Source organism: Microbacterium sp. W4I20 (assembly GCF_030816505.1).
Taxonomy (GTDB): Bacteria; Actinomycetota; Actinomycetes; order Actinomycetales; family Microbacteriaceae; genus Microbacterium.
This window is the reverse complement of record NZ_JAUSYB010000001.1, coordinates 3,015,784-3,034,367: the sequence shown is the minus strand read 5'-3', so window position 1 is coordinate 3,034,367 and position 18,584 is coordinate 3,015,784. Positions and strand designations below refer to the sequence as shown.

The window sequence follows — 18,584 nt, the reverse complement described above, 5'->3', positions numbered from 1 at the left end:
TCGTGACGTCCACAACCCACACGGGGGCGGCGACCGCCGCCCCAGTCCGGTCCCGGAGGTCGCCGGGCCCGCCGCGCCGGCGGCGGGCGAAGTACGACCTGACCGGTTCGCTCTTCATGCTCCCCTACGTGGTGCTCCTGCTGCTGTTCGGGCTGGGGCCGACCGTCTACTCGGTCGTCATCTCGCTGGTGGGCGTGAAGGGCCAGACGCCCTTCGGATCGAGCTACGTCAAGATGCTGGCCGACTTCCGGTTCTGGCCGGCCGTCGCGAACGTCGGCATCTACCTCGCGATCTGGCTGCCGATCATGGTCGGCGGCGTCATGCTCCTCGCCCTCCTGCTGCACCAGCGGCGCGGCCGGTTCTCCGGGCTCATGCGCCTCGCGTACTTCCTTCCCGGGGCGGTGACGGGATCGGCCGCCGTCATGCTCTGGTACTGCATGCTCGAGCCCTCGTTCAGCCCGTTCGGTCCGGCACTGCGGGCGATGGGCTTCGAGTCCGGCACCAGCGTCTTCCAGAATCAGAACCTCACGATCATCTTCGCCCTGATCGCCTTCACCACCGGCGTGGGGCAGTGGATCATCATCATGTACGGGGCGATGCAGAACATCCCCGACGAGATCCTCGAGGCCGCGCAGATCGACGGCAGCGGTCCGATCCGCACCGCACTGCAGGTGAAGCTGCCGCTCGTCTCGAAGTACGTGGTCTACATGGTGGTGCTGTCGCTCGCGAACGGCGTGCAGCTGTTCGTCGAACCGCAGCTGATCTACGCGATCACCCGCTCGGCCGGCAGCCCCTGGTGGTCTCTGAACCAGTTCGGGTACTCGCTGGCCTTCCAGAACGCCGACTTCGGCTCCGCGGCCGCGGTCTCGATCGTGCTGCTCGTCGTCTGCGTGGCCGCGGGCCTGTTCATGGTCTTCCGGACCGACTTCTTCGCCACGGAGGTGGACGAGTGAGCGCCCGTCGTCACAACGCCCCCGCCGCTGTCGTCGCGCGCAGCATCCGGGTCCTGCTCTTGCTCGCGTTCGGCGTGTACTGCCTCATCCCGCTCGTCTGGCTGGTGCTGGCGCCGTCGAAGACGGATGCCCAGATCGTCGGAGACGCACCGCTCGGCTTCGGATCCTGGGAAGGGTTCGCGACGTCCTGGCAGAACCTCGTCGGCTACAGCAACGGCATCATCTTCCAGTGGATGCTGAACTCCGCCTGGTACTCCGCGGCATCGCTGGTGATCACGCTCGCGACCTGCCTGATGGCGGGGTACGCGCTGGCGATCAGTCGCATCCCGTTCCGCAAGCCCCTCCTCATCCTCACGCTCGTGACGATGATGATCCCGCCCACCGCCCTGGTGCTGCCGCTGTTCCTCGAGTTCAACGCGGTGCGCATGACGAACACCGCATGGTCGGTGATCCTCCCCGCCAGCTTCTACCCGTTCGGCGTCTACCTGGCCTTCATCTACTTCTCCACCAGCCTGCCCAAGGGACTGCTGGAGGCGGCCAGGTTGGACGGATGCAGCGAGTGGGGTCTCTTCCGACGCATCGCCCTCCCGCTGGCGACGCCGCTGGTCGGCCTGCTCGCGTTCTTCAGCTTCGTCGCGAACTGGAACAACTACTTCCTGCCGTACGTGATGCTCAGCCGGCAGGACGCATTCAACCTCCCCGTCGGCCTCGGGGCGCTCATCTCGGGGACGCCTGCGCTCAACCCGGCATCCGGAGGCAGCGACCTGGCGATCCACCGCCCGGAGGTCGCGATGGCCGGGCTCATCGTCGTCGTCCCCATCGCCATCATCTTCGTGTTCTGCCAGCGCTACCTCGTGCAGGGCATCCTCGCCGGATCCGTGAAGGAGTAGGACATCGTGACCATCGTTCGAGTCGACGTCGTGACCGTCGAACAGGAAGCGCAGACGCCGGCGTTCCGCTGGAGGGCCGGGCTGCCCGGCTCCGACGGCCCCCACGTGGGCGGCTGGCTGGTGCTCGAATCGGATGCCGGCCATCGCGGCTACGCCTACTGCCGGAGGGGCGAGATCCTGCGGGATCTGGTGGACCGCCGCATCCGTGCGGAACTGGTCGGGCAGGATCCGCTGCGCCGGGAGTGGCTGTGGCACCGGATGTGGGAACTCGATCGGATCGAGGAGTTCCCCGTCTACGTGCAGGGAGTCATCGACGACGCGCTGTGGGACCTCAGCGGGAAGATCGCCGGCCTGCCCGTGCACGAGCTCATCGGCTCGTACCGCGACGCCATCCCCGCCTACGCCTCGACGGTCACCTTCGCCACGGTCGATGAGTACCTCGCGGTGGCTGATCGCTGCCTGGAGCTCGGATTCCCGGCGATCAAGCTGCACGCCTGGGGGGATGTGGGCCGGGATGCCGAATTGATCGTGCGCCTCCGGAAGCACGTCGGCGACGACGTCCCGCTGATGTACGACGGGTCCGCGGGCTTCGATCTGCTGGATGCGACCCGGCTCGGCCACGTCCTCGCCGACGCCGGGTACCTCTGGTACGAGGAGCCGATGCGCGAGTTCAGCCTGACCGCGTACCAGCGCCTCGCCGAGCGCGTCAGCATCCCCCTGCTGGTCGCGGAGACGAGTGACGGTGCGCACATGAACACCGCCGACTTCATCGCGTCGGGCTGCGCGACCGCGGTGCGCACGGGAACAGGGCTGCGGGCCGGTATCACCGGATCGCTGCGCATCGCCCACCTCGCCGACTCGTTCCTGATGCGCGCCGAGGTGCACGGAGGCGGCCTGGCGAACACGCACCTGTGCATGGCCATCCCCAACACGACCTACTACGAGGCGCTGATCGATTCGAACCCGGTGGTTCGCCCCGCGGAGGTCGGTGCGGATGGCCTCGTCCGGGCCCCGCAGGGACCGGGCATGGGGTACGAAGCCGTGTGGGCCGAGACCGGAGCACCGCGAGGTCTGGGCAGTCTGATCAGCGTGTGAGCGCGCCTCAGCGGGTGATCATCAGGTCGGCCACGCCCCTTGCTGCCACCTCCACCCGACGAGGAGGTGCCTCACCGGCGACGCTGACCTGTGCGACCACGGCCTCATCGGAGATGTTGCGCACACGCACCCGTACGTCGGTGCCGACCGGTCGGAGCTCGACCAGCAGCGAGTCGGCCGGAGCCACGGCGATCGGGGAGGCGGGCGGCGCCGACGGTGCCACCGGCAGGTGCCGCGCCTGCAGCGGTTCGAGCAGGTCGCGTCCGAACCGGCGCACATCGACGGCGTCCACCTCGGAGACCGGGCGGAAGCGGTAGCGGAACCGGCGGGTGATCTCCTGCCGCGCCTGGAAGTTCGTGAAGTGCAGATTGTTCATCAGCCAGCTGTTCACCTGACCGGATGAGACCTCCAGCTCTCGCGCCCACTTCCCGGTGTGGATGCCGCCCACCTGCACGAGCGGCGCATCGAGCGAGCCCCAGAGCATCCCACCCTCGGTACCCGCGACGCCGACCGCGTGCTGGATCGAGTGCCAGTCCTTGCTCGTGTCGGGCAGCTGCTCGCGGCCGGCCTCGAACACGGCACCCGCGGTCTCGAGCAGGAAGCGCGGGTCGCGGACCGCGAACGGGAAGGCGACGAAGACGCTCTCGGGCGCGAAGCGCTCGGGCTTGCTGAGCCAGACGTCGAGTCCGATCTCGGCGGAGTCCTCCGCGAGCACGAGCGTCGTCACCACCTGCGGGATGCCCGCGGTCGCGGTCTCCCAGCTCACCTCGGTGATCGCGCCCGAACGACGGACGCGCACGGGTCCGCCGCCGGTGGCGACCTCGTGGCGGAAGTCCGGCCCCGGATGCTCCGGGTGGAAGTTTTTCGGAGACTCGGTGATCATCGGGTGGGTCGAGCCCTCGACGACGAGCTCGTCCACGAGCGCGCCCAGCGGAGCTTCGGCGCCGGTGTCGACCAGCTCACGCCCGTCGATCGTGTCGACCAGCGACACGATTCCTCCGCGCCCCGGATCGACGAGCACCCGGTAGCGGCCGACCGTGATCGCCCCGCTCGCGATCTCTTCGACGGCCGGTGCCGGCGTCGGCAGCACGGCGACCCCGAAGGGCTCGACGTCGGCGAGCACGCGCACGCGTCGAGACCCGAGCACCTCCACGTCGACGACCTCGCGGCGGCGGGACTCGGTCGGATTCAGCACGACGACGGCATCCTCCCCGCCGGCATCCGCCCCGCCGGCATCCGCCCCGCTGACAGACGACCCGCCGGCATCCGACTCCCCTGCGGCCCCGACGGAGCGGAACCACCCCTCGATCGCGAGGTCTCGCGCATGGTCGAAGGCGTCGTAGGCGAAGCCCGACTTGGCGTTGTGGTGCGAGTGGCTGAACGTGGAGTGCGCCTTCGAGTACGTCTCCCAGCTGCCCCAGGTGTGCTCGCCGTAGAGCAGGAGCTGCTCGTCGACGTGGTCGAGCAGCTGCGCCACCTCGTCGTCGGAGCGGTGCCGTACCGGCCCTCGTCGGTAGCCGAGCACGTCGAACCCTGCGGCTCCGCCGTCACCCGCGAGACGCGCGAGCGCGAGTGACGACTGTGCGGCGCGCGCGAACGTACGGGCCTCCCGGTACACCGCGACCTCGCGGGCCGTCGAGCCGTGGCCGTGCGACCACCAGTCCGCCCACTCGCCGCGGACCGTCGGCAGGTCGGCATCCGCGGCTTCGGCGGTGAGCTCGTCGAGCGCCTCGTCGATCGTCGTGGTGCGCATCGGCAGGTCCGGATGCCGGGCGTTCCAGGCGCGCACGACCTCGAGGAAGAGCGCCGTGGGCCAGCGGTTGTCGTTGCCGGCGTGCACGACCGCGGTGCTCCACGGGTAGTCCGCCCGGCCCTCGAGCTCCTGGATGAAGGCCTCGATGTGCTGCTCGGCCTTGTCGACGTCTCCGTCGACGATCCCCCACTCCTCGCCGAAGCCGTAATGGGTCGAGAGCCAGACGAACACTCGTCGGCCGGACGGCCCCTCCCACCAGAATCCGCTGGGCTGGGCGAACGGCGCACGGCCATGATCGGGGTTGAGCGCCATCACGAGCCGGTCGATGCCGGCATCCGTCATCTGATCGACGGCGCCCCAGGACAGGCCGTTCACGTCTCCGTGCTGCTGGGTGCGCACCTCGATCCCGAGCGCACGGATCCGTGCGAGCTGCTCGTACGCGGCATCGAACTCGAACGAGCTCGGCAGCTGCGTCATGTTGAGGTAGCCGCCGGTCACCGAGACAACGCCGTCACGGGCGAGAGCGGCGAGCTGCTCCTGCTGAGCGGCCGTGGCGGTCCGCAGGAAGTTCAGCACCGGGCGCGCGACCTCGAAGGTCCAGCGGAAGCGGTCGGCTCCCCCGGGCACCTCGCCGGGGTTCTCTGCGGCGAGTTCGAGCACGCGATCGACGATCTGGGCGTGCTGGCGGTCGATGAGCCGCGGGCTGTTGGTGTAGCCGACATCGTGGTGGGTATGGCCGAGGAGGAGGATCTGTCGGATCGGCATGAGGCTTCCGTACTGGTCGTGGCATGGGAAGGGCGGGCCGACCGAGGTCGACCCGCCCTGGTGCAGGCTGCTCAGCCCGCGGTGGCGTTCTCGTAGGCGCGCATCGCGGCGTCCTGCGCGTCGGCGAGGGCCTGTTCGGGGTCCTTGTCGCCGAGCAGAGCCGCGGTGATCGCGTTGTTCAGTTCGTTCTGGATCTCCTGGCCGGCCGGCGAGGAGCCGAACGACTGGCCGTAATCGACGACGTCGTAGAACGTCGAGATGACCTGGTCGAAGCCGGCGTTGCCGGTCTCGACCACGAACTGGTCGCGGATCGCCTGGTCGGCTGCCGGCGAGCCGGTGAAGAGACCGGTGTTCAGACCACCGTTCTCGGTGAGCGTCGCGGCGCGGGCTTCACCCGCAGCCATCCACGCGTCGTCCGACGTGAGGTTGACCATCCAGGCGCACGCGGCCGCCGGGTTCTTCGCGCCCACCGGCACGACGAACGCCGTGCCGGATGCGACGGAGAACGGGTCGCCGTTCGAGTCGCGGAAGGGCACCGCCTCGATGTCGATCTGGTCGGCGTACGGTCCGAGGACGTTCGGGTACCACTGCGCGTTGACCTGTGCGCCGACCTGACCGGCGACGTACTGGTTGTTGTCGCCGAAGGTGTCGAACGAGTCGGTGAAGCTCTTCACCCCGGCGAATCCGCCCTGCGCATCGGTGATCTGCTTCAGCAGCTCGATGCCGGGGATGTTTTTCGGGTCGTCGAGGGTCGGAGCACCCTTGTCGTCGATGAGCTGACCGCCCATGCCCAGGATCCACAGCGGGCCCTGGCCGGTGGCGACCGGGTCGAGTCCGAGCCGGCTCGGAACCCCGCCGGATTCCTTGTACATCTTGCCGATGGCCTCGAGCAGCACGTCGGGCTTCGACGTGTCGATCTGGTCGGGCGTGACTCCGGCCTCGGCCAGCACGGTCTTGTTCACGAGGATCGCCGGCGGCTGGTAGAACTGCGGCACCGCCCAGACGCCGTCTTCGTAGGTCACGTCGTCGACGACCGAGGGGTACCAGTGCTCGTCGGGCGTCACGTCCTGCGCGGCGAAGCACTCGTCGAGCGGCTGGATGAGTCCCTGCGCCGCGTAGGTGGTGACGTAGCGGCGGTCCATCTGCACCACGTCGGGCACGTCGCCGCTGGCGATGCGCGTGGTGAACTTCTGCGCGTCGAAGGCGGTCGCGTCGAGCTTGACGTCGACGTCGCTCAGCTGCTCGGCGGCGTAGTCCATCCGCGAGGTTCCGACATCGTCGGCGTTCTCGAAGCCCCAGGCGTTCAGCGTGCCGGTGGCCTTCGCGTCGAAGTCGGTGTCGCTGTCGCCCTCACCGGCTCCCCCGCCGCTGCAGCCGGCGAGCACGAGTGCGGATGCCGCGGCCATCGCGGCGAATCCCAGAATGCGCTTGCGCATCTCTTTCCCTTTCGATTGGGGCGGCGCCATCGCCTCCGCCGGGTCGGGTGTTCCGAATGTGGGAACCTTCCCACATGAAAGTAACGGAACGAACCCGTCGGGGCAATGGTGCTGCCGCGTGTTTATTGGTTTGTGACCTTTGGACTGTGGAATCGATGCCATACCGATGGGCTCACGAGGTCATCCCTTCCGACCCTGCGTGGCGACACCCTCGATGAAGTAGCGCTGACCGAAGGCGAACATGATCAGCATCGGGATCGTCACGATCAGCGACGCCACCATGACGTACTGATAGTCGCCCTGGCCTCCCGCGGTCGGGCTGTACTTCGTCATCGCGTAGGCGATGCCGAGCGGGGCGGTGAAGTCCTCGACCGACCCGGCGTTGAGGTAGATCAGCGCGGACTGCAGGTTGTTCCAACTCGCCTGGAACTCGAACAGGAAGACGATGATGAACGACGGGATGGAGAGCGGCATGGCGATGCGCCAGAAGAGTCCCCAGTAGCTGGCCCCGTCGAGTCGGGCGGCCTCGAACAGCTCTTTCGGCAGCCCGAGGAAGAACTGCCGCTGCAGGAAGATGTAGAACGCCGACCCGAAGAGGTTCATGCCCCACAGCGGCACCCACGTGCCCAGCATCCCGGTCTCCTTCCAGATCAGGTAGATCGGGATCATGGTGACCGCGCCGGGCAGCATCATCGTGCCGAGCACCAGGCCGAAGAGCAGCCCGCGGCCGGGGAACTTGAAGTACGCGAAGCCGAACGCGACGATCGAGCTGGTGATCGCCACGGTCCCGGCGGCGAGCAGCGCGATCGCGACGCTGTTCCACACCCAGCTCAGCAGTGGCAGCTGGTTCCACACCTCGACGTAGTTCTCCGGCATGAAGGTCTTCGGGATCAGCAGGTTGTCGAAGACCTCGCCGCGCGGCTTGAGGCTCGCGGCCACCAGCCAGACGAACGGGTAGAGGAACAGCAGTCCGAAGCCGATCAGGATGATCGCGAGGACGATCTTGCCGACGAGGGTCTTCGGCCGCGCCACGGCCCGTCGCCAGCGCGAGCGCTTGGGCACGGTGACGGCGACCGTCTCGGACTCGTTCCCCGGGATCGCAGCGGGAGGCACTTGCCGCAGTGAAGACGACATCAACGGTCTCCCTCGTAGTAGACGAATCGGTTGCCGAACTTCACCTGGATCACCGTGATGAGCATGATGATCACGAAGAGCAGCCAGGCCATGGCCGCGGCGAAGCCGAAGTTGAACTGACGGAAGGCCTGCTGGAACAGGTAGATGGCGTAGAAGAGCGACGCCTCCGGCGAAGAGTTGCTCTGATCTCGCCAGAACAGCAGGTACGCCTGGTCGAAGATCTGGAAGGCCGCGATCGACAGCACGATGACGTTGAAGAACATCGCGCCCGAGATCATCGGGAGCGTGATCGAGAAGAACTTGCGGATGGGCCCGGCCCCGTCGAGCGAGGCCACCTCGTACAGCTCGACCGGCACGTTCTTCAGCGCTGCGAGGAAGATCACCATGGTGCCGGCGACCCCCCACAGCGTCATGATCACGATGCTGGGCTTGACCCAGTCCGGATCGACGAGCCACTGCGGACCCTGGATGCCGAAGACCCGGAGGAACGCGTTGATCGCGCCCGAGTTGCCGTTGAGCAGCAGGAAGAAGATCGCCGCGGTCGCCACCGCCGGCGTCATCTTGGGCAGGTAGTAGAGCACGCGGAAGAAGCCGGCGCCGCGGCCGACACGGTTGAGCAGCATCGCGAGGAGAAGCGCGAAGGCGATCTCGAGCGGGACGGCCATCACGACGTAGAAGAGCGTGTTCGCGAGCGAGACGCCGACGCGCGGGTCCTCGAAGAGGCGGGCGTAGTTGTCGATGCCGACCGGACGGGCGGTGTTGGTCGCGAGGTTGTAGTTGCTGAACGAGATGTACAGGCTGTAGACCATCGCGCCGGCGGTGAAGATCAGGAACCCGATGATCCAGGGCGAGATGAAGAGGTAGCCGGCGATCGCCTCGCGCTTGTTGTAGTGCTGCTTGACCTTCGGCGCGCGCTCCCTGCGACGTCGCTTCGGACGAGCGCCTTCGTCTTTCGCGAGACTCATGGTGCGAGTCTCCGAATCCGAACCGAGGCTCATCTCTCCCCCTCGATTCCGGAGGGGGCCCAGCGGTCCGTGTGTCTCATGTCGCTTCTCCCGTCGACCTGTGGCATCGTTACCACATGGCTGTGACTATACGGGTCGCGTTCCCCTTCCCGCAACCGACGGAACGTGATCCCGCGGAGATGCTAGGACGGCGGGAGAAGTTGTCCACCCACCTTGCGCGCAGGGTCGGGGATGTGCTCCTGGGGGGTGTGGGAGCGCCCGTGTCAGTCGAGAACGAGGTTGTGTGCGCGCGCAGGCGCTCGGTGCCGCTCGGCGATCTGCTCGACCGCGACGAGCACGTCCATGGCCGGTGTGACCTTGCCGGTCAGGTACGAGTTCAGCCGCGTGCGAGACGTGCCGAGCCGGCGGGCGAGCTCGGCCTGGGTCATGCGGGTTCCGCGATACGCGCTGCGCAACCGAGCCAGCGCCTGTTCCGACGGGCTCCGCTCCGCTCGTTCGAGCACGGCATCCAACAGAGCGACGGTGGACCGGGATTCCGCGGCCTCCCGGGCCTCTTCGAACACCGGGCGCAGCTCGGGCTCGGACAGCACGGCTGCGATGAGCTTGCGCCAGTCGGTGGCGTATCCGCGATCGATCGCGGCCAGCATCCCCTCGAAACCCCACTCTCGAACGGGGTCGTCAGGGGTCGCGTCGATGTTCCGGAATCGCAAGGGCACGATCGCTCCTTCGTTCAGATCAGCAGCGCGGCCAGGGGACTGTATCACTTCTGATACACCTACCCCCAGGCGGTCGCGGGATCGAGAGTGCGGGCTTCGCGGCCGTGCAGGGCGAGCGTGAGTTCTGCCGCGGCCTCGAGCTCCTCGCACAGGTCGATCGCGCGGGTGAGATCCGGGGCGCACACGACACTGCCGTGGTTCGCGAGCAGCAGGCAGTGGTTGCGGGATGCCGCAGCCTCGACCCCGGCGGCGAGGGCGTCGGACCCCGGCGCGGCGTAGTTCACGAGCTCGACGCGCCCCAGCATCCGCACCCGGTACGGCGTGTAGGCGGGGAGCGGATCGTCACCGGATGAAGCGAGGCACGACACCGCGGTCGCGGCGCGGGAGTGCAGGTGGATGACGGCCTGAGCGTCGGGACGCGCGCGGTAGGCCGCGAGGTGCATCGCCCACTCCTTCGTCGGCGCGGGCCCCTCGAGGTGGGTGCCGTCGGCCGCGAGCACGGAGATCTGCTCGGGCGTCACTCGTCGCAGCGACGATCCGGTCGGCGTGATGAGGATGCGGTCGCCGACGCGCACACTCGCATTGCCCGAGCTGCCCGGCGAGAGCCCGGCGGCGGCGACGGCCCGGCAGGCGGCCACGAGGTCTTCGGCAGTCACGACATCTCCTCCTCTGGCCAGGCATCCTCTGTCCGGGCATCCTCAGTCCAGGCATCGACGAACAGGCGTTCGCCGCCGAAGTTGCCCGACTTGAAGCACAGGTCCAGTTCGCGGCCGGCGGCATCCGTCGCCGTGGTCCAGGCCACGCCCGGCGCGACGACGCGGCGCACGCGCAGTGTGGACACCCCCAGAGCCGCGGCGACGGCTCCCGAGGTCTCACCTCCGGCCACCAGGATGCGCCGGACCCCGAGACGTTCCACGGCGAGCGCGGCGATCCGCGACAGCGCGTCTTCGACCAGGGCCGCCGAGCGCTCGACGCCCCAGCGCTCCTGAACCCGCCGCACCTCGGCCGGATCGACGGTGGCCGAGACGAGCGGAACGCCGGATGCTGCGCGCACGAACTCCAGCGCCTGCTCGACCACCGCGTCGGTACCGGCGGCGAGCGCCTCGACGTCGAGGGCGAACAGCGGCCCCGTGTGTGCGGCGACCTGGCTGCGCGTGCGCTCGGAGGCGCTGCCGGAGACGATGAGCGTCCGGCCCTCCGGCGGCCCCGGGACAGCGAGCGGGCTGCCCCCGCCGAGCCTCCGGGCGAACGCCACGGCCAGACCCGCCGCACCCCCGAGCAGCACGGCGTCGGATGCGGCGAGCGCCTCGGCCGCGGCATCCAGGTCGCTGTCGTCCACGGCATCGAGCAGCACATGCCGCACACCGTCCGCGCGCAGCTCGTCGATCCGCGCGCCGATCGCGCCCGCACCATCGTGCACGGTGTCGATCGGCACCGAGCCGACGCGATGCGGCGTCTGCCGCCCGAGCACGCGCACGAGGTCAGGGTCGGTCATCGGGGTGAGCGGATGCTGCGCGAGCGACGATTCCGACAGCAGCCGGTCCCCGACGAACAGGTGGCCCCGGTGCATCGTGCGACCGGCGGCCGGGGTGGCCGGGGTGCCGACCGAGACGGCATCCGCCGACAGCTCGGCGAGCAGCGCGTCGGCGACGGGACCGATGTTGCCGGCATCCGTCGAATCGAAGGTCGAGCAGTACTTCTGATAGATCAGGCGGGCGCCCCCGTCGCGGAGCACACGGGCGGCGGCGACGCTCTCGCGTACCGCTTGGTCGACCGGCGCGGTGCGCGATTTCAGCGCCACGATCACGCACGCGGCATCCGTTCGCGAGCCGGCGGACGGCACGCCGATCCGCACCTCCGCGTCCAGACCCGCTGCGCTCACGCCCGCGGCGACATCGCACGCGCCGGTGATGTCGTCGGCGATCACACCGAGCTCGAGCGTCATCCGGCGATCCTGACCTCGATGCCGGCGGCCTCGAAGGGGCCGAGCGCCTCGGCGTCGGCGCGACCGTCGGTGATGAGCACGTCGATGATGTCGAGGCCGGCGATGCGCACCGCGGCACTGCCGGGGTGCCCGCCGGACAGCTTGCCGGCATCGGCGAGGAGCACGACCCGGGCCGACTGCTGCGCGAGCACGCGTTTGATCGCGGCATCGAGGGCGTTGGTGCCCCAGAGCCCGTCCGCACCGACGGTGGTCGCCGACAGGTACGCGACGTCGCAGCGCACCCCGCGCAGGGTCTCCTCGGTGAGGGGACCCGCGAAGCTGCGGGTGTCGGGCTGGTAGTGCCCACCCGCGGCGACGAGGCGCGGAGACCCCGCCCGCGTCAGCGCCTCGATCACCGGCAGCGAGTGCGTCACCACGGTGCTCGGGCCCAGGAGCGGGACCAGGGCGGCGACCGTCGTGCCGGCGTCGAGGGCGACCATCTCGGCGGTGGCCGCGTCGACGGCGGCGAGTTCGGCGATCGCCCGCTTCTGCGCGGCACCGACGGCATCGCGTCCTTCGAACGGCACGCCGCCGGAGACGACCGTGGCGCCGCCGGCCACGCGCCGGACGGCCCCCTGCTCCTCGAGCATCCGCAGGTCGCGGCGCACCGTCATCTCGGAGACGCCGAGCTCGTGCGCTGCCGCCAACGATGACAGGTACCCGTCGGTGGTGATGCGTCGCTCGAGATGTGCGCGGCGTTCCGGGGCGTTCGTGTAGCGCATGGCTTCCTTCCGTCCTGTCGATTATCGGACACATTTGCATTTTCTGTTCAAAATGTCACAAACTTGGCGAGTGACACTCGTCCTGGGATTGGACATCGGCAGCACGACGACGAAGGCAGCCCTCGTCGACGTGACCGATGGTGTGTCGGTCGTGCACGTCGCGCGTCGACCCACGCCGTCGACCGTGCCGGACCTCATCGCCACGGCCGCCGCCGTCTCACGCGAGTGCGCCGCCGCGGCATCCGGCCCCATCGCCGCCGTCGGCATCGCCTCGATGGCCGAGAGCGGAGCCGCGCTGGATTCCGACGGCCGGGCGCTGACACCGCTGCTGCGCTGGGACCGCCGCGTCGATCGCACGCACCTCGACGCACTCCTCGCCCTGCACCCCGACCTGCCCGCGGCCACCGGCATCCCCGCCACGACGAAGCCGGCCGCCGTCGCGCTGGCCGCGCTCCGGGTCGAGCAGCCGGAGATTCACGCTGCGATGCGGCACTGGGCCGGCGTGGCCGACCTCGTCGCGCACGCGCTGACCGGCATCCGCGCCACCGACCACACGCTCGCCGCCCGCAGCATGCTCGCGGGACGCGGCGACGCCTGGAACACCGGCCTGATCACGGGCATCGGGCTTGCCGAGCAGGTATTCCCCGCGCTGCGTGCCCCCGGCGACCCGGTCGGCGCGACGGCCTCGTCTGCCGCTGCGTTCGGCCTCGAGATGGGCATCCCCGTGCACATCGCCGGACACGATCACGCCGTCGGGGCCTGGGCCGCGGGAGCACGCCGCCCGGGCGACACCGCCGATTCCCTCGGCACCTCCGAGGCGATCGTGCGGATCGCGGATGCCGTCGACATCGCCCGTGCCGTCGCCGAAGGCTTCTCGGTCGGACGCACGGTCGACGGATCGGCCACGACGATCCTCGGCGGGAGCCCGGCCGGCGGCGCGATGCTGGCCTGGTGGGAGGCGCAGTTCCCCGACGATCGGATGCGGGAGCGCCTTGCCGCGCTGACCGCCGGTTCGTGGACGACCTCGGCGATGACGGTGCTGCCGTATCTCTCCGGGCGCCAGTGCCCGGCGCCGCATCCCGGCGCCGCGGTCCAGATCGTCGGTGAGGGCGATGCCGATGAGCGGGCTCGCGGCCTGCTGCAATCGCTCGTCGCGCACGCGCGGTGGATGCGGGAGACCGCGGACCGACTCGCCGGGTCGCCGACCACCGCGCTGACGCTGCTCGGCTCGATCGCGCGCCGCGTGCCGGTGTGGGCGCCCCTCGCCGCAGCATCCGGTGTGCCGACCATGGTCTGCGCGGCCGACGAACCGGTCGCCGCCGGCGCCGCCCTTCTCGCGGCGGTCCGCAGCGAGGTTGCCGCAGCCGAGACCTCGGTCCTGCCCACCGCAGAAGCGACCCCCATCGACGACCCCGCTCTCGACGACGCCTACCGACGGTTCCTCGCAGCCGTCGGGTCCGCAGCCGGCGACCCCGCAACCATCCCTTCACGAGGAGAATCATGACCACGCTCGATGCCATCGCCCGCCCGTCCGGAACCTTCGCCATGGTCGCCATGGACCAGCGCGAGAGCCTCCGGCACATGTTCGACACGGCGGGGCAGGGTCGCCCGGTCGACGAGGTGCTGATCGACTTCAAGGTCGCTGTCGCCGAGGAGCTCGCCGCGCACGCCTCCGGCTTCCTCGCCGACCGGCAGTTCGGGTTCGACCGGGTCCGCGCCGCGGTGCCGGAGTCGACCGGACTCATCCTGGCCGTCGATGCGCTCGACCAAGCCGACGGCGGCCCGGTGGAGGACACCGACCTCGATCTCGCCGCCCTCGCCGACCTGCCCGAGCAGGTCGACGCCCTCAAGCTCCTGGTGATCTGGCGGCGCGACGAGCGACGCGAAGACCGGGTGGCCCTGGCGGCGCGCTTCATCGAGGCCGCCCGCGAGCGCGGCGTGCTGTCGGTGCTCGAGCCCGTGGTGCGCGCCGCCCCCGGCGAGACCGACTTCGAGCTGGATGCCGCGATCCGCGAGGCCGCCCGCGAGCTCGCAGCGCTGCATCCCGACCTGTACAAGGCGCAGGTGCCGATGACCGGCGCGGGCACCGAGGCCGAGCAGCGTGCGGCGAGCGCGGCACTGAACGAGTGCATGACCGGTCCGTGGGTGGTGCTGTCGCAGGGCGTCGAACGCGATCGATTCGCGGATGCCGTGCGCGCGGCGTGCCTCGAGGGGGCCAGCGGCTTCCTCGCCGGCCGCGCACTGTGGAGCGACGTCGTGGGTGCGGATGACGTGCGTGGCGAGCTGCGTGCCCGTTCGGTCGACCGCCTCGCCGCTCTCGCCGAGGTCGTCGACGCGAACGCCCGCCCTTGGCAGGACGCATGAGCGCGCGCATCGGCGTCCTGCACACGGTTCCGGCGCTCGTGCCGGTCTTCCAGGATCTGCTGACCTCGCGGCGCGACGGCCTCGAGATCGTGCACACCGCCGATCCGACGCTGCTGTCCCGCGCCATCGAGACGGGGATCACCGCCGACGTCGACGCCGACCTGCGGGTGCACCTCGCTGCTCTGCGGGACGCCGGCGCCGAGGCGGTGCTCGTGACCTGCTCGTCGATCGGGGAGGCGACGGTCGAGGCGGCCGGAGCGGTGGGCGTGCGGCTGGTCCGCGTCGACGCCGCGATGGCGAAGGCCGCGGTCGAGCGGGCATCGTCGGGTTCCGGCCGCATCCTGGTGCTCGCCACCCTCGCGGCGACCCTCGGTCCGACCGGCCGCCTGGTCGAGGCTGAGGCCGCGGCGCACGGCGGGATCGACGTGACGGCCGAGGTGGTGGCGGATGCCGCGGCGGCTCGCGCCGCCGGAGACCAGGCGCGCCATGACGAACTGATCGCCGATGCCATCCGTCGGGCCGGCGACGTCGACGTGATCGTGCTCGCCCAGGCCTCGATGGCGACAGGTGCCGGCGACGATCCGCGGGTCCTGACCTCGCCGGAGTCGGGGTCGGCCGCGTTCCTCGCGACGCTGGACGACGACCGATGAGCGGCGTCTCGCTGCTGACCTACGCCGATCGCCTCGCCGGCGACCTACCGGGGCTCGAGGTGCTGCTGGCCGACGAGCTGTCGGCGTTCACGGGCGTGCACGTGCTCCCCTTCTACACGCCGTTCGACGGTGACGACACCGGCTTCGACCCCACCGATCACACCGCCGTCGACCCGCGCCTCGGCTCCTGGGGCGACGTCGCCCGCCTCGGCGCCGCACGCGAGGTGACCGCCGACCTGATCGTGAATCACGTATCGAGCGGATCCGCCGAGTTCCGGGACTGGCTCGCTCACGGCTCGGCATCCGCGCACGACGGCATGTTCCTCACCTTCGACCGCGTCTTCCCGCAGGGTGCGTCCGAGGCGGACATCACCCGCTTCTACCGCCCGCGGCCCGGCCTGCCGTTCACGCCCTACCGCGCGGCCGACGGCACGCGGCGCCTGGTCTGGACGACGTTCATGCCCTCGCAGGTCGACATCGACATCACCCATCCGCGCGGCCTCGGCTACCTCGAGCGCCTGACCGACACCCTCGCTGCCGGCGGTGTGCGGACCGTGCGGCTGGACGCGGTCGGCTATGCGGTGAAGACCCCGGGGTCCGATTCGTTCATGACGCCGCAGACGCTGGAGTTTGTCGCGCAGGCCGCCGAGCTCATCCGCTCGAGAGGGATGCGGGTACTGGTCGAGGTGCATGCCCACTATTCGCAGCAGCTGGCCATCGCTCCGCTCGTCGATCTCGTGTACGACTTCGCGCTCTCACCGCTGCTGCTGCACGCGTTCGCGACCGGCCGGGTCGACCGGCTGGCGTCGTGGCTGGAGATCCGTCCCCGGAACGCCATCACCGTGCTCGACACCCATGACGGCATCGGCGTGATCGACGCGGGTCCGTCGGGCGACCTGCCCGGTCTGCTGTCGCACGACGACATGGCCGAGATCTTCCGGCACGCGCACGACGCGACAGACGGCCACTCGTCGCTGGCATCCGTGATCCCGGCGTGGATGACGCTGCCGCATCAGATCAACGCCACCTTCTTCAGCGTGCTGGGGCGGAGTACGGAGCGGATGCTGCTCGCCAGGGCCGTGCAGATCTTCCTGCCCGGTGAGCCGCAGTTCTATTACGTCGGGCTGCTGGCCGGTGTGGACGACATCGCCCTCTTCGCCGAGACCGGCCAGGGCCGCGACGTCAATCGCCATCGCTACTCCGCGGACGAGCTGCGCACGGCACTCGAGTCGGATGCCGCACGAGGCCAGCTCGCGCTCGCGCGGCTGCGGCAGCATCCGGTCTTCGACGGGGAGTTCTCGTCGGAGACCGAGGGCGACGCGGCGCTCCTGCTGCGCTGGCGGACCGGCGAACACGAGGCATTGCTGCGAGCGCGCTTCGACGACCCCGGCTTCGCGATCACGCTCGATGGGGTGGCGGTGGATCTGCTGCGGTGAGGCCCTGGATCAATCCGGGCAGGTCCGACATCCGCTCGAAGGCGACGGCCCCGTCGGCGCGGATGTCGGCCGCCGAGGTGTAGTCGTTGGCGAGGCCGAACACGTGCAGCCCCGCGGCGCTCGCGGCCTCGATACCCGGTCGCGAATCCTCGACGGCGACGCAGTGCGACGGATCGACCTCGAGGATCTCGGCCGCCCGCAGGTACACGTCGGGCGCGGGCTTACCGCGCGCGACATCGGCGCGCACGGCGATGCGATCGTCGAAGTGGTGCCCCAGTCCGAGCCGGCGAAGCGACCGCTGGATCCGGAGACGCCCGTTGTTCGACGCGATGGCCTTTCGGAGCGGGATCACATCCAGCGCCGCCGTCACGCCTGCGATCGTCTCCACGTCGTCGAACATCCGCTCGTAGAGGCCTGCGCTCTCCGCATCCGCTTCCGGCTCGGGCGCCGCGCCCAGCAGACGAGTCAACTCCGAGAGCCGGTGCTGCTCGGTGCGCCCGAGGAACAGGTCCGCGACCTCCCGATGCGTCAGCGAGATGCCGTGCCGCTGCAGGAGGAGACGATCGAGTTCGAGGCCGATGGGTTCACTGTCGACGATCACGCCGTCGAAATCGAACACCACTGCTTCGATGACCATCGATTCACGACACCTTCGTGCGCATGAAATCGTCGAAGTCGTCGAACTCCGACACCGTGAGGTCGATCCCCCGGTGCTGCGACACCCGCCAAGAGTACATCTGGAACGGGAGCACCAGCGCGAGCGGCGAGAGCAGATCCGGCACCTCGACGTCCAGGCCCACGACAGCCGGGCCGGAAGCACCCGTCGACACGGTGACGACGTGATCGCAGTGGCGGGCTGCGAATTCGGCGAACTGCCGGGTGCGTGCGGATGCCGGCGATCCCTCCGCGTCGATCAGGAGCACAGTATGGTCGCGCTGGAGTTCGAAGATCGGCCCGTGCATGAACGCTTCGAGTTCCGCCCCCTGCACGGGAATCCGGCAGGTCTCGGCGATCTTCGTCTCGGCTTCCAGAGCCGTCCAGACGTTCGGGCCCGAGCCGACGACCGAGACGCGTCTGGCGCTCTCGACGAGAACGGTGTCATCTACCAGTTCTCGCGCGCGATCCAGGATCTGCGGATAGAGGGCGACCACACGGCGGATGCCGTCGGCGTCGAGACCCGGGTCGACCGCGCGACCGAGGGAGCGGGCGATCTCGATGCCGACCAGGGCCGTGGTGGCCATCGTCGCGGTCACCCCGATCGTGGAGTACAGGACCGCTTCATCCCCGATCCCGAGATCGACGACCGCGTCGGCAAGCCGACCGAGAGGCGAGTCCGCGACCGCTGTGAGGGCCACGAGGGGCAGGCCGCTCTGCTTCGCGATCTGCGATCCGGCGAGCGTCGACGAGCTGGTGCCGCGCTGCGACACGGCGATCACCAGGCCGATGTCGTCCTGGACCGTGCCGTACTGGACGTAGAGCGTGGGCTCGACGACCGTGACCGGGAGACCCGTCACGTGCTCGACGTGCAGCTTCATCGCCGAGACCGCATTCGAGGATGAACCGGTCGCGAGGACCAGCACGTGCTGCGGGCGATCGATCCGTTCGAGCAGCTCCCGCAGCGGGGCGAGGCGGGCGCTGACGCTCGCGAACTCCAGAGAGGCACCGACTCGCGCCGGCTGGTCCTGGACGCAATCCCACATGGTTGTCATGTCTGTGTCTCC

At 69.7% G+C, this 18,584-nt stretch carries 17 protein-coding genes; 7 read left to right on the top strand and 10 right to left on the bottom strand.

Annotation, left to right across the window (positions count from 1 at the left end):
- Positions 1 to 2 precede the first annotated feature (2 nt).
- From QFZ21_RS14770 to QFZ21_RS14760, 3 genes are read left to right on the top strand one after another with little or no spacing between them, the layout of a single operon-like run.
- Entirely contained in the window at positions 3 to 953 is a 951-nt protein-coding gene (locus QFZ21_RS14770) for a carbohydrate ABC transporter permease (protein WP_307379021.1), read from the top strand.
- Entirely contained in the window at positions 950 to 1,843 is an 894-nt protein-coding gene (locus tag QFZ21_RS14765) for a carbohydrate ABC transporter permease (protein WP_307379019.1), read from the top strand. The genes QFZ21_RS14770 and QFZ21_RS14765 overlap by 4 nt, the downstream gene beginning before the upstream one ends.
- Positions 1,844 to 1,849: 6 nt before the next feature.
- Positions 1,850 to 2,938, top strand: coding sequence for an enolase C-terminal domain-like protein (locus QFZ21_RS14760; protein ID WP_307379018.1), 1,089 nt, complete (start codon positions 1,850 to 1,852; stop codon positions 2,936 to 2,938).
- Positions 2,939 to 2,945: 7 nt separating this feature from the next.
- Here the strand turns inward: QFZ21_RS14760 and QFZ21_RS14755 are convergent, their stop codons facing one another.
- The 8 genes from QFZ21_RS14755 to QFZ21_RS14720 all read right to left on the bottom strand — a co-directional run bounded on the left by QFZ21_RS14755 (position 2,946) and on the right by QFZ21_RS14720 (position 12,413).
- A complete protein-coding gene (locus QFZ21_RS14755; RefSeq protein ID WP_307379016.1) occupies positions 2,946 to 5,456 on the bottom strand; it encodes a hypothetical protein in 2,511 nt (836 codons plus the stop codon).
- 71 nt (positions 5,457 to 5,527) lie between these two features.
- The gene (locus QFZ21_RS14750) at positions 5,528 to 6,892 is read right to left on the bottom strand and encodes an ABC transporter substrate-binding protein (RefSeq protein ID WP_307379015.1); all 1,365 of its coding nucleotides are present in this window, start codon (positions 6,890 to 6,892) and stop codon (positions 5,528 to 5,530) included.
- A gap of 180 nt (positions 6,893 to 7,072) precedes the next feature.
- On the bottom strand, positions 7,073 to 8,026 hold the full coding sequence (locus QFZ21_RS14745) for a carbohydrate ABC transporter permease (protein ID WP_307379014.1): 954 nt from the start codon (positions 8,024 to 8,026) through the stop codon (positions 7,073 to 7,075).
- A complete protein-coding gene (locus tag QFZ21_RS14740) occupies positions 8,026 to 8,991 on the bottom strand; it encodes a carbohydrate ABC transporter permease (RefSeq protein ID WP_307379013.1) in 966 nt (321 codons plus the stop codon). Before QFZ21_RS14740 ends, QFZ21_RS14745 begins: the two co-directional genes overlap by 1 nt.
- A gap of 263 nt (positions 8,992 to 9,254) precedes the next feature.
- Entirely contained in the window at positions 9,255 to 9,707 is a 453-nt protein-coding gene (locus QFZ21_RS14735; protein ID WP_307379012.1) for a helix-turn-helix transcriptional regulator, read from the bottom strand.
- A gap of 59 nt (positions 9,708 to 9,766) precedes the next feature.
- A complete protein-coding gene (locus QFZ21_RS14730) occupies positions 9,767 to 10,363 on the bottom strand; it encodes a class II aldolase/adducin family protein (RefSeq protein ID WP_307379010.1) in 597 nt (198 codons plus the stop codon).
- Positions 10,360 to 11,652, bottom strand: coding sequence for a 3-oxo-tetronate kinase (gene otnK / locus QFZ21_RS14725; RefSeq protein ID WP_307379009.1), 1,293 nt, complete (start codon positions 11,650 to 11,652; stop codon positions 10,360 to 10,362). The genes QFZ21_RS14730 and otnK overlap by 4 nt, the downstream gene beginning before the upstream one ends.
- Positions 11,649 to 12,413 carry a DeoR/GlpR family DNA-binding transcription regulator gene (locus QFZ21_RS14720; protein ID WP_307379007.1) on the bottom strand — a complete coding sequence of 255 codons (765 nt, stop codon included), beginning with the start codon at positions 12,411 to 12,413 and terminating at the stop codon, positions 11,649 to 11,651. Before QFZ21_RS14720 ends, otnK begins: the two co-directional genes overlap by 4 nt.
- 70 nt (positions 12,414 to 12,483) lie before the next feature.
- Here QFZ21_RS14720 and QFZ21_RS14715 point away from each other — a divergent pair, with 70 nt between their 5' ends.
- Genes QFZ21_RS14715 through QFZ21_RS14700 form a run of 4 tightly spaced genes read left to right on the top strand, consistent with a single transcriptional unit; the run spans position 12,484 to position 16,863 of the window.
- A complete protein-coding gene (locus tag QFZ21_RS14715) occupies positions 12,484 to 13,917 on the top strand; it encodes an FGGY family carbohydrate kinase (RefSeq protein WP_307379006.1) in 1,434 nt (477 codons plus the stop codon).
- Positions 13,914 to 14,777 (top strand): hypothetical protein, encoded by an 864-nt coding sequence (locus QFZ21_RS14710; protein ID WP_307379004.1) that lies wholly within the window; start codon positions 13,914 to 13,916, stop codon positions 14,775 to 14,777. The genes QFZ21_RS14715 and QFZ21_RS14710 overlap by 4 nt, the downstream gene beginning before the upstream one ends.
- Positions 14,774 to 15,427, top strand: coding sequence for a hypothetical protein (locus QFZ21_RS14705; protein WP_307379002.1), 654 nt, complete (start codon positions 14,774 to 14,776; stop codon positions 15,425 to 15,427). The genes QFZ21_RS14710 and QFZ21_RS14705 overlap by 4 nt, the downstream gene beginning before the upstream one ends.
- Positions 15,424 to 16,863: an alpha-amylase family glycosyl hydrolase gene (locus QFZ21_RS14700; RefSeq protein WP_307379000.1), complete on the top strand. Its 1,440-nt coding sequence runs from the start codon at positions 15,424 to 15,426 to the stop codon at positions 16,861 to 16,863. Before QFZ21_RS14705 ends, QFZ21_RS14700 begins: the two co-directional genes overlap by 4 nt.
- Here QFZ21_RS14700 and QFZ21_RS14695 read toward each other — a convergent pair.
- On the bottom strand, positions 16,826 to 17,500 hold the full coding sequence (locus QFZ21_RS14695; protein ID WP_307378998.1) for an HAD family phosphatase: 675 nt from the start codon (positions 17,498 to 17,500) through the stop codon (positions 16,826 to 16,828). The genes QFZ21_RS14700 and QFZ21_RS14695 overlap by 38 nt on opposite strands.
- 4 nt (positions 17,501 to 17,504) lie before the next feature.
- Positions 17,505 to 18,572 (bottom strand): SIS domain-containing protein, encoded by a 1,068-nt coding sequence (locus QFZ21_RS14690; protein ID WP_307378996.1) that lies wholly within the window; start codon positions 18,570 to 18,572, stop codon positions 17,505 to 17,507.
- Positions 18,573 to 18,584: the final 12 nt, after the last annotated feature.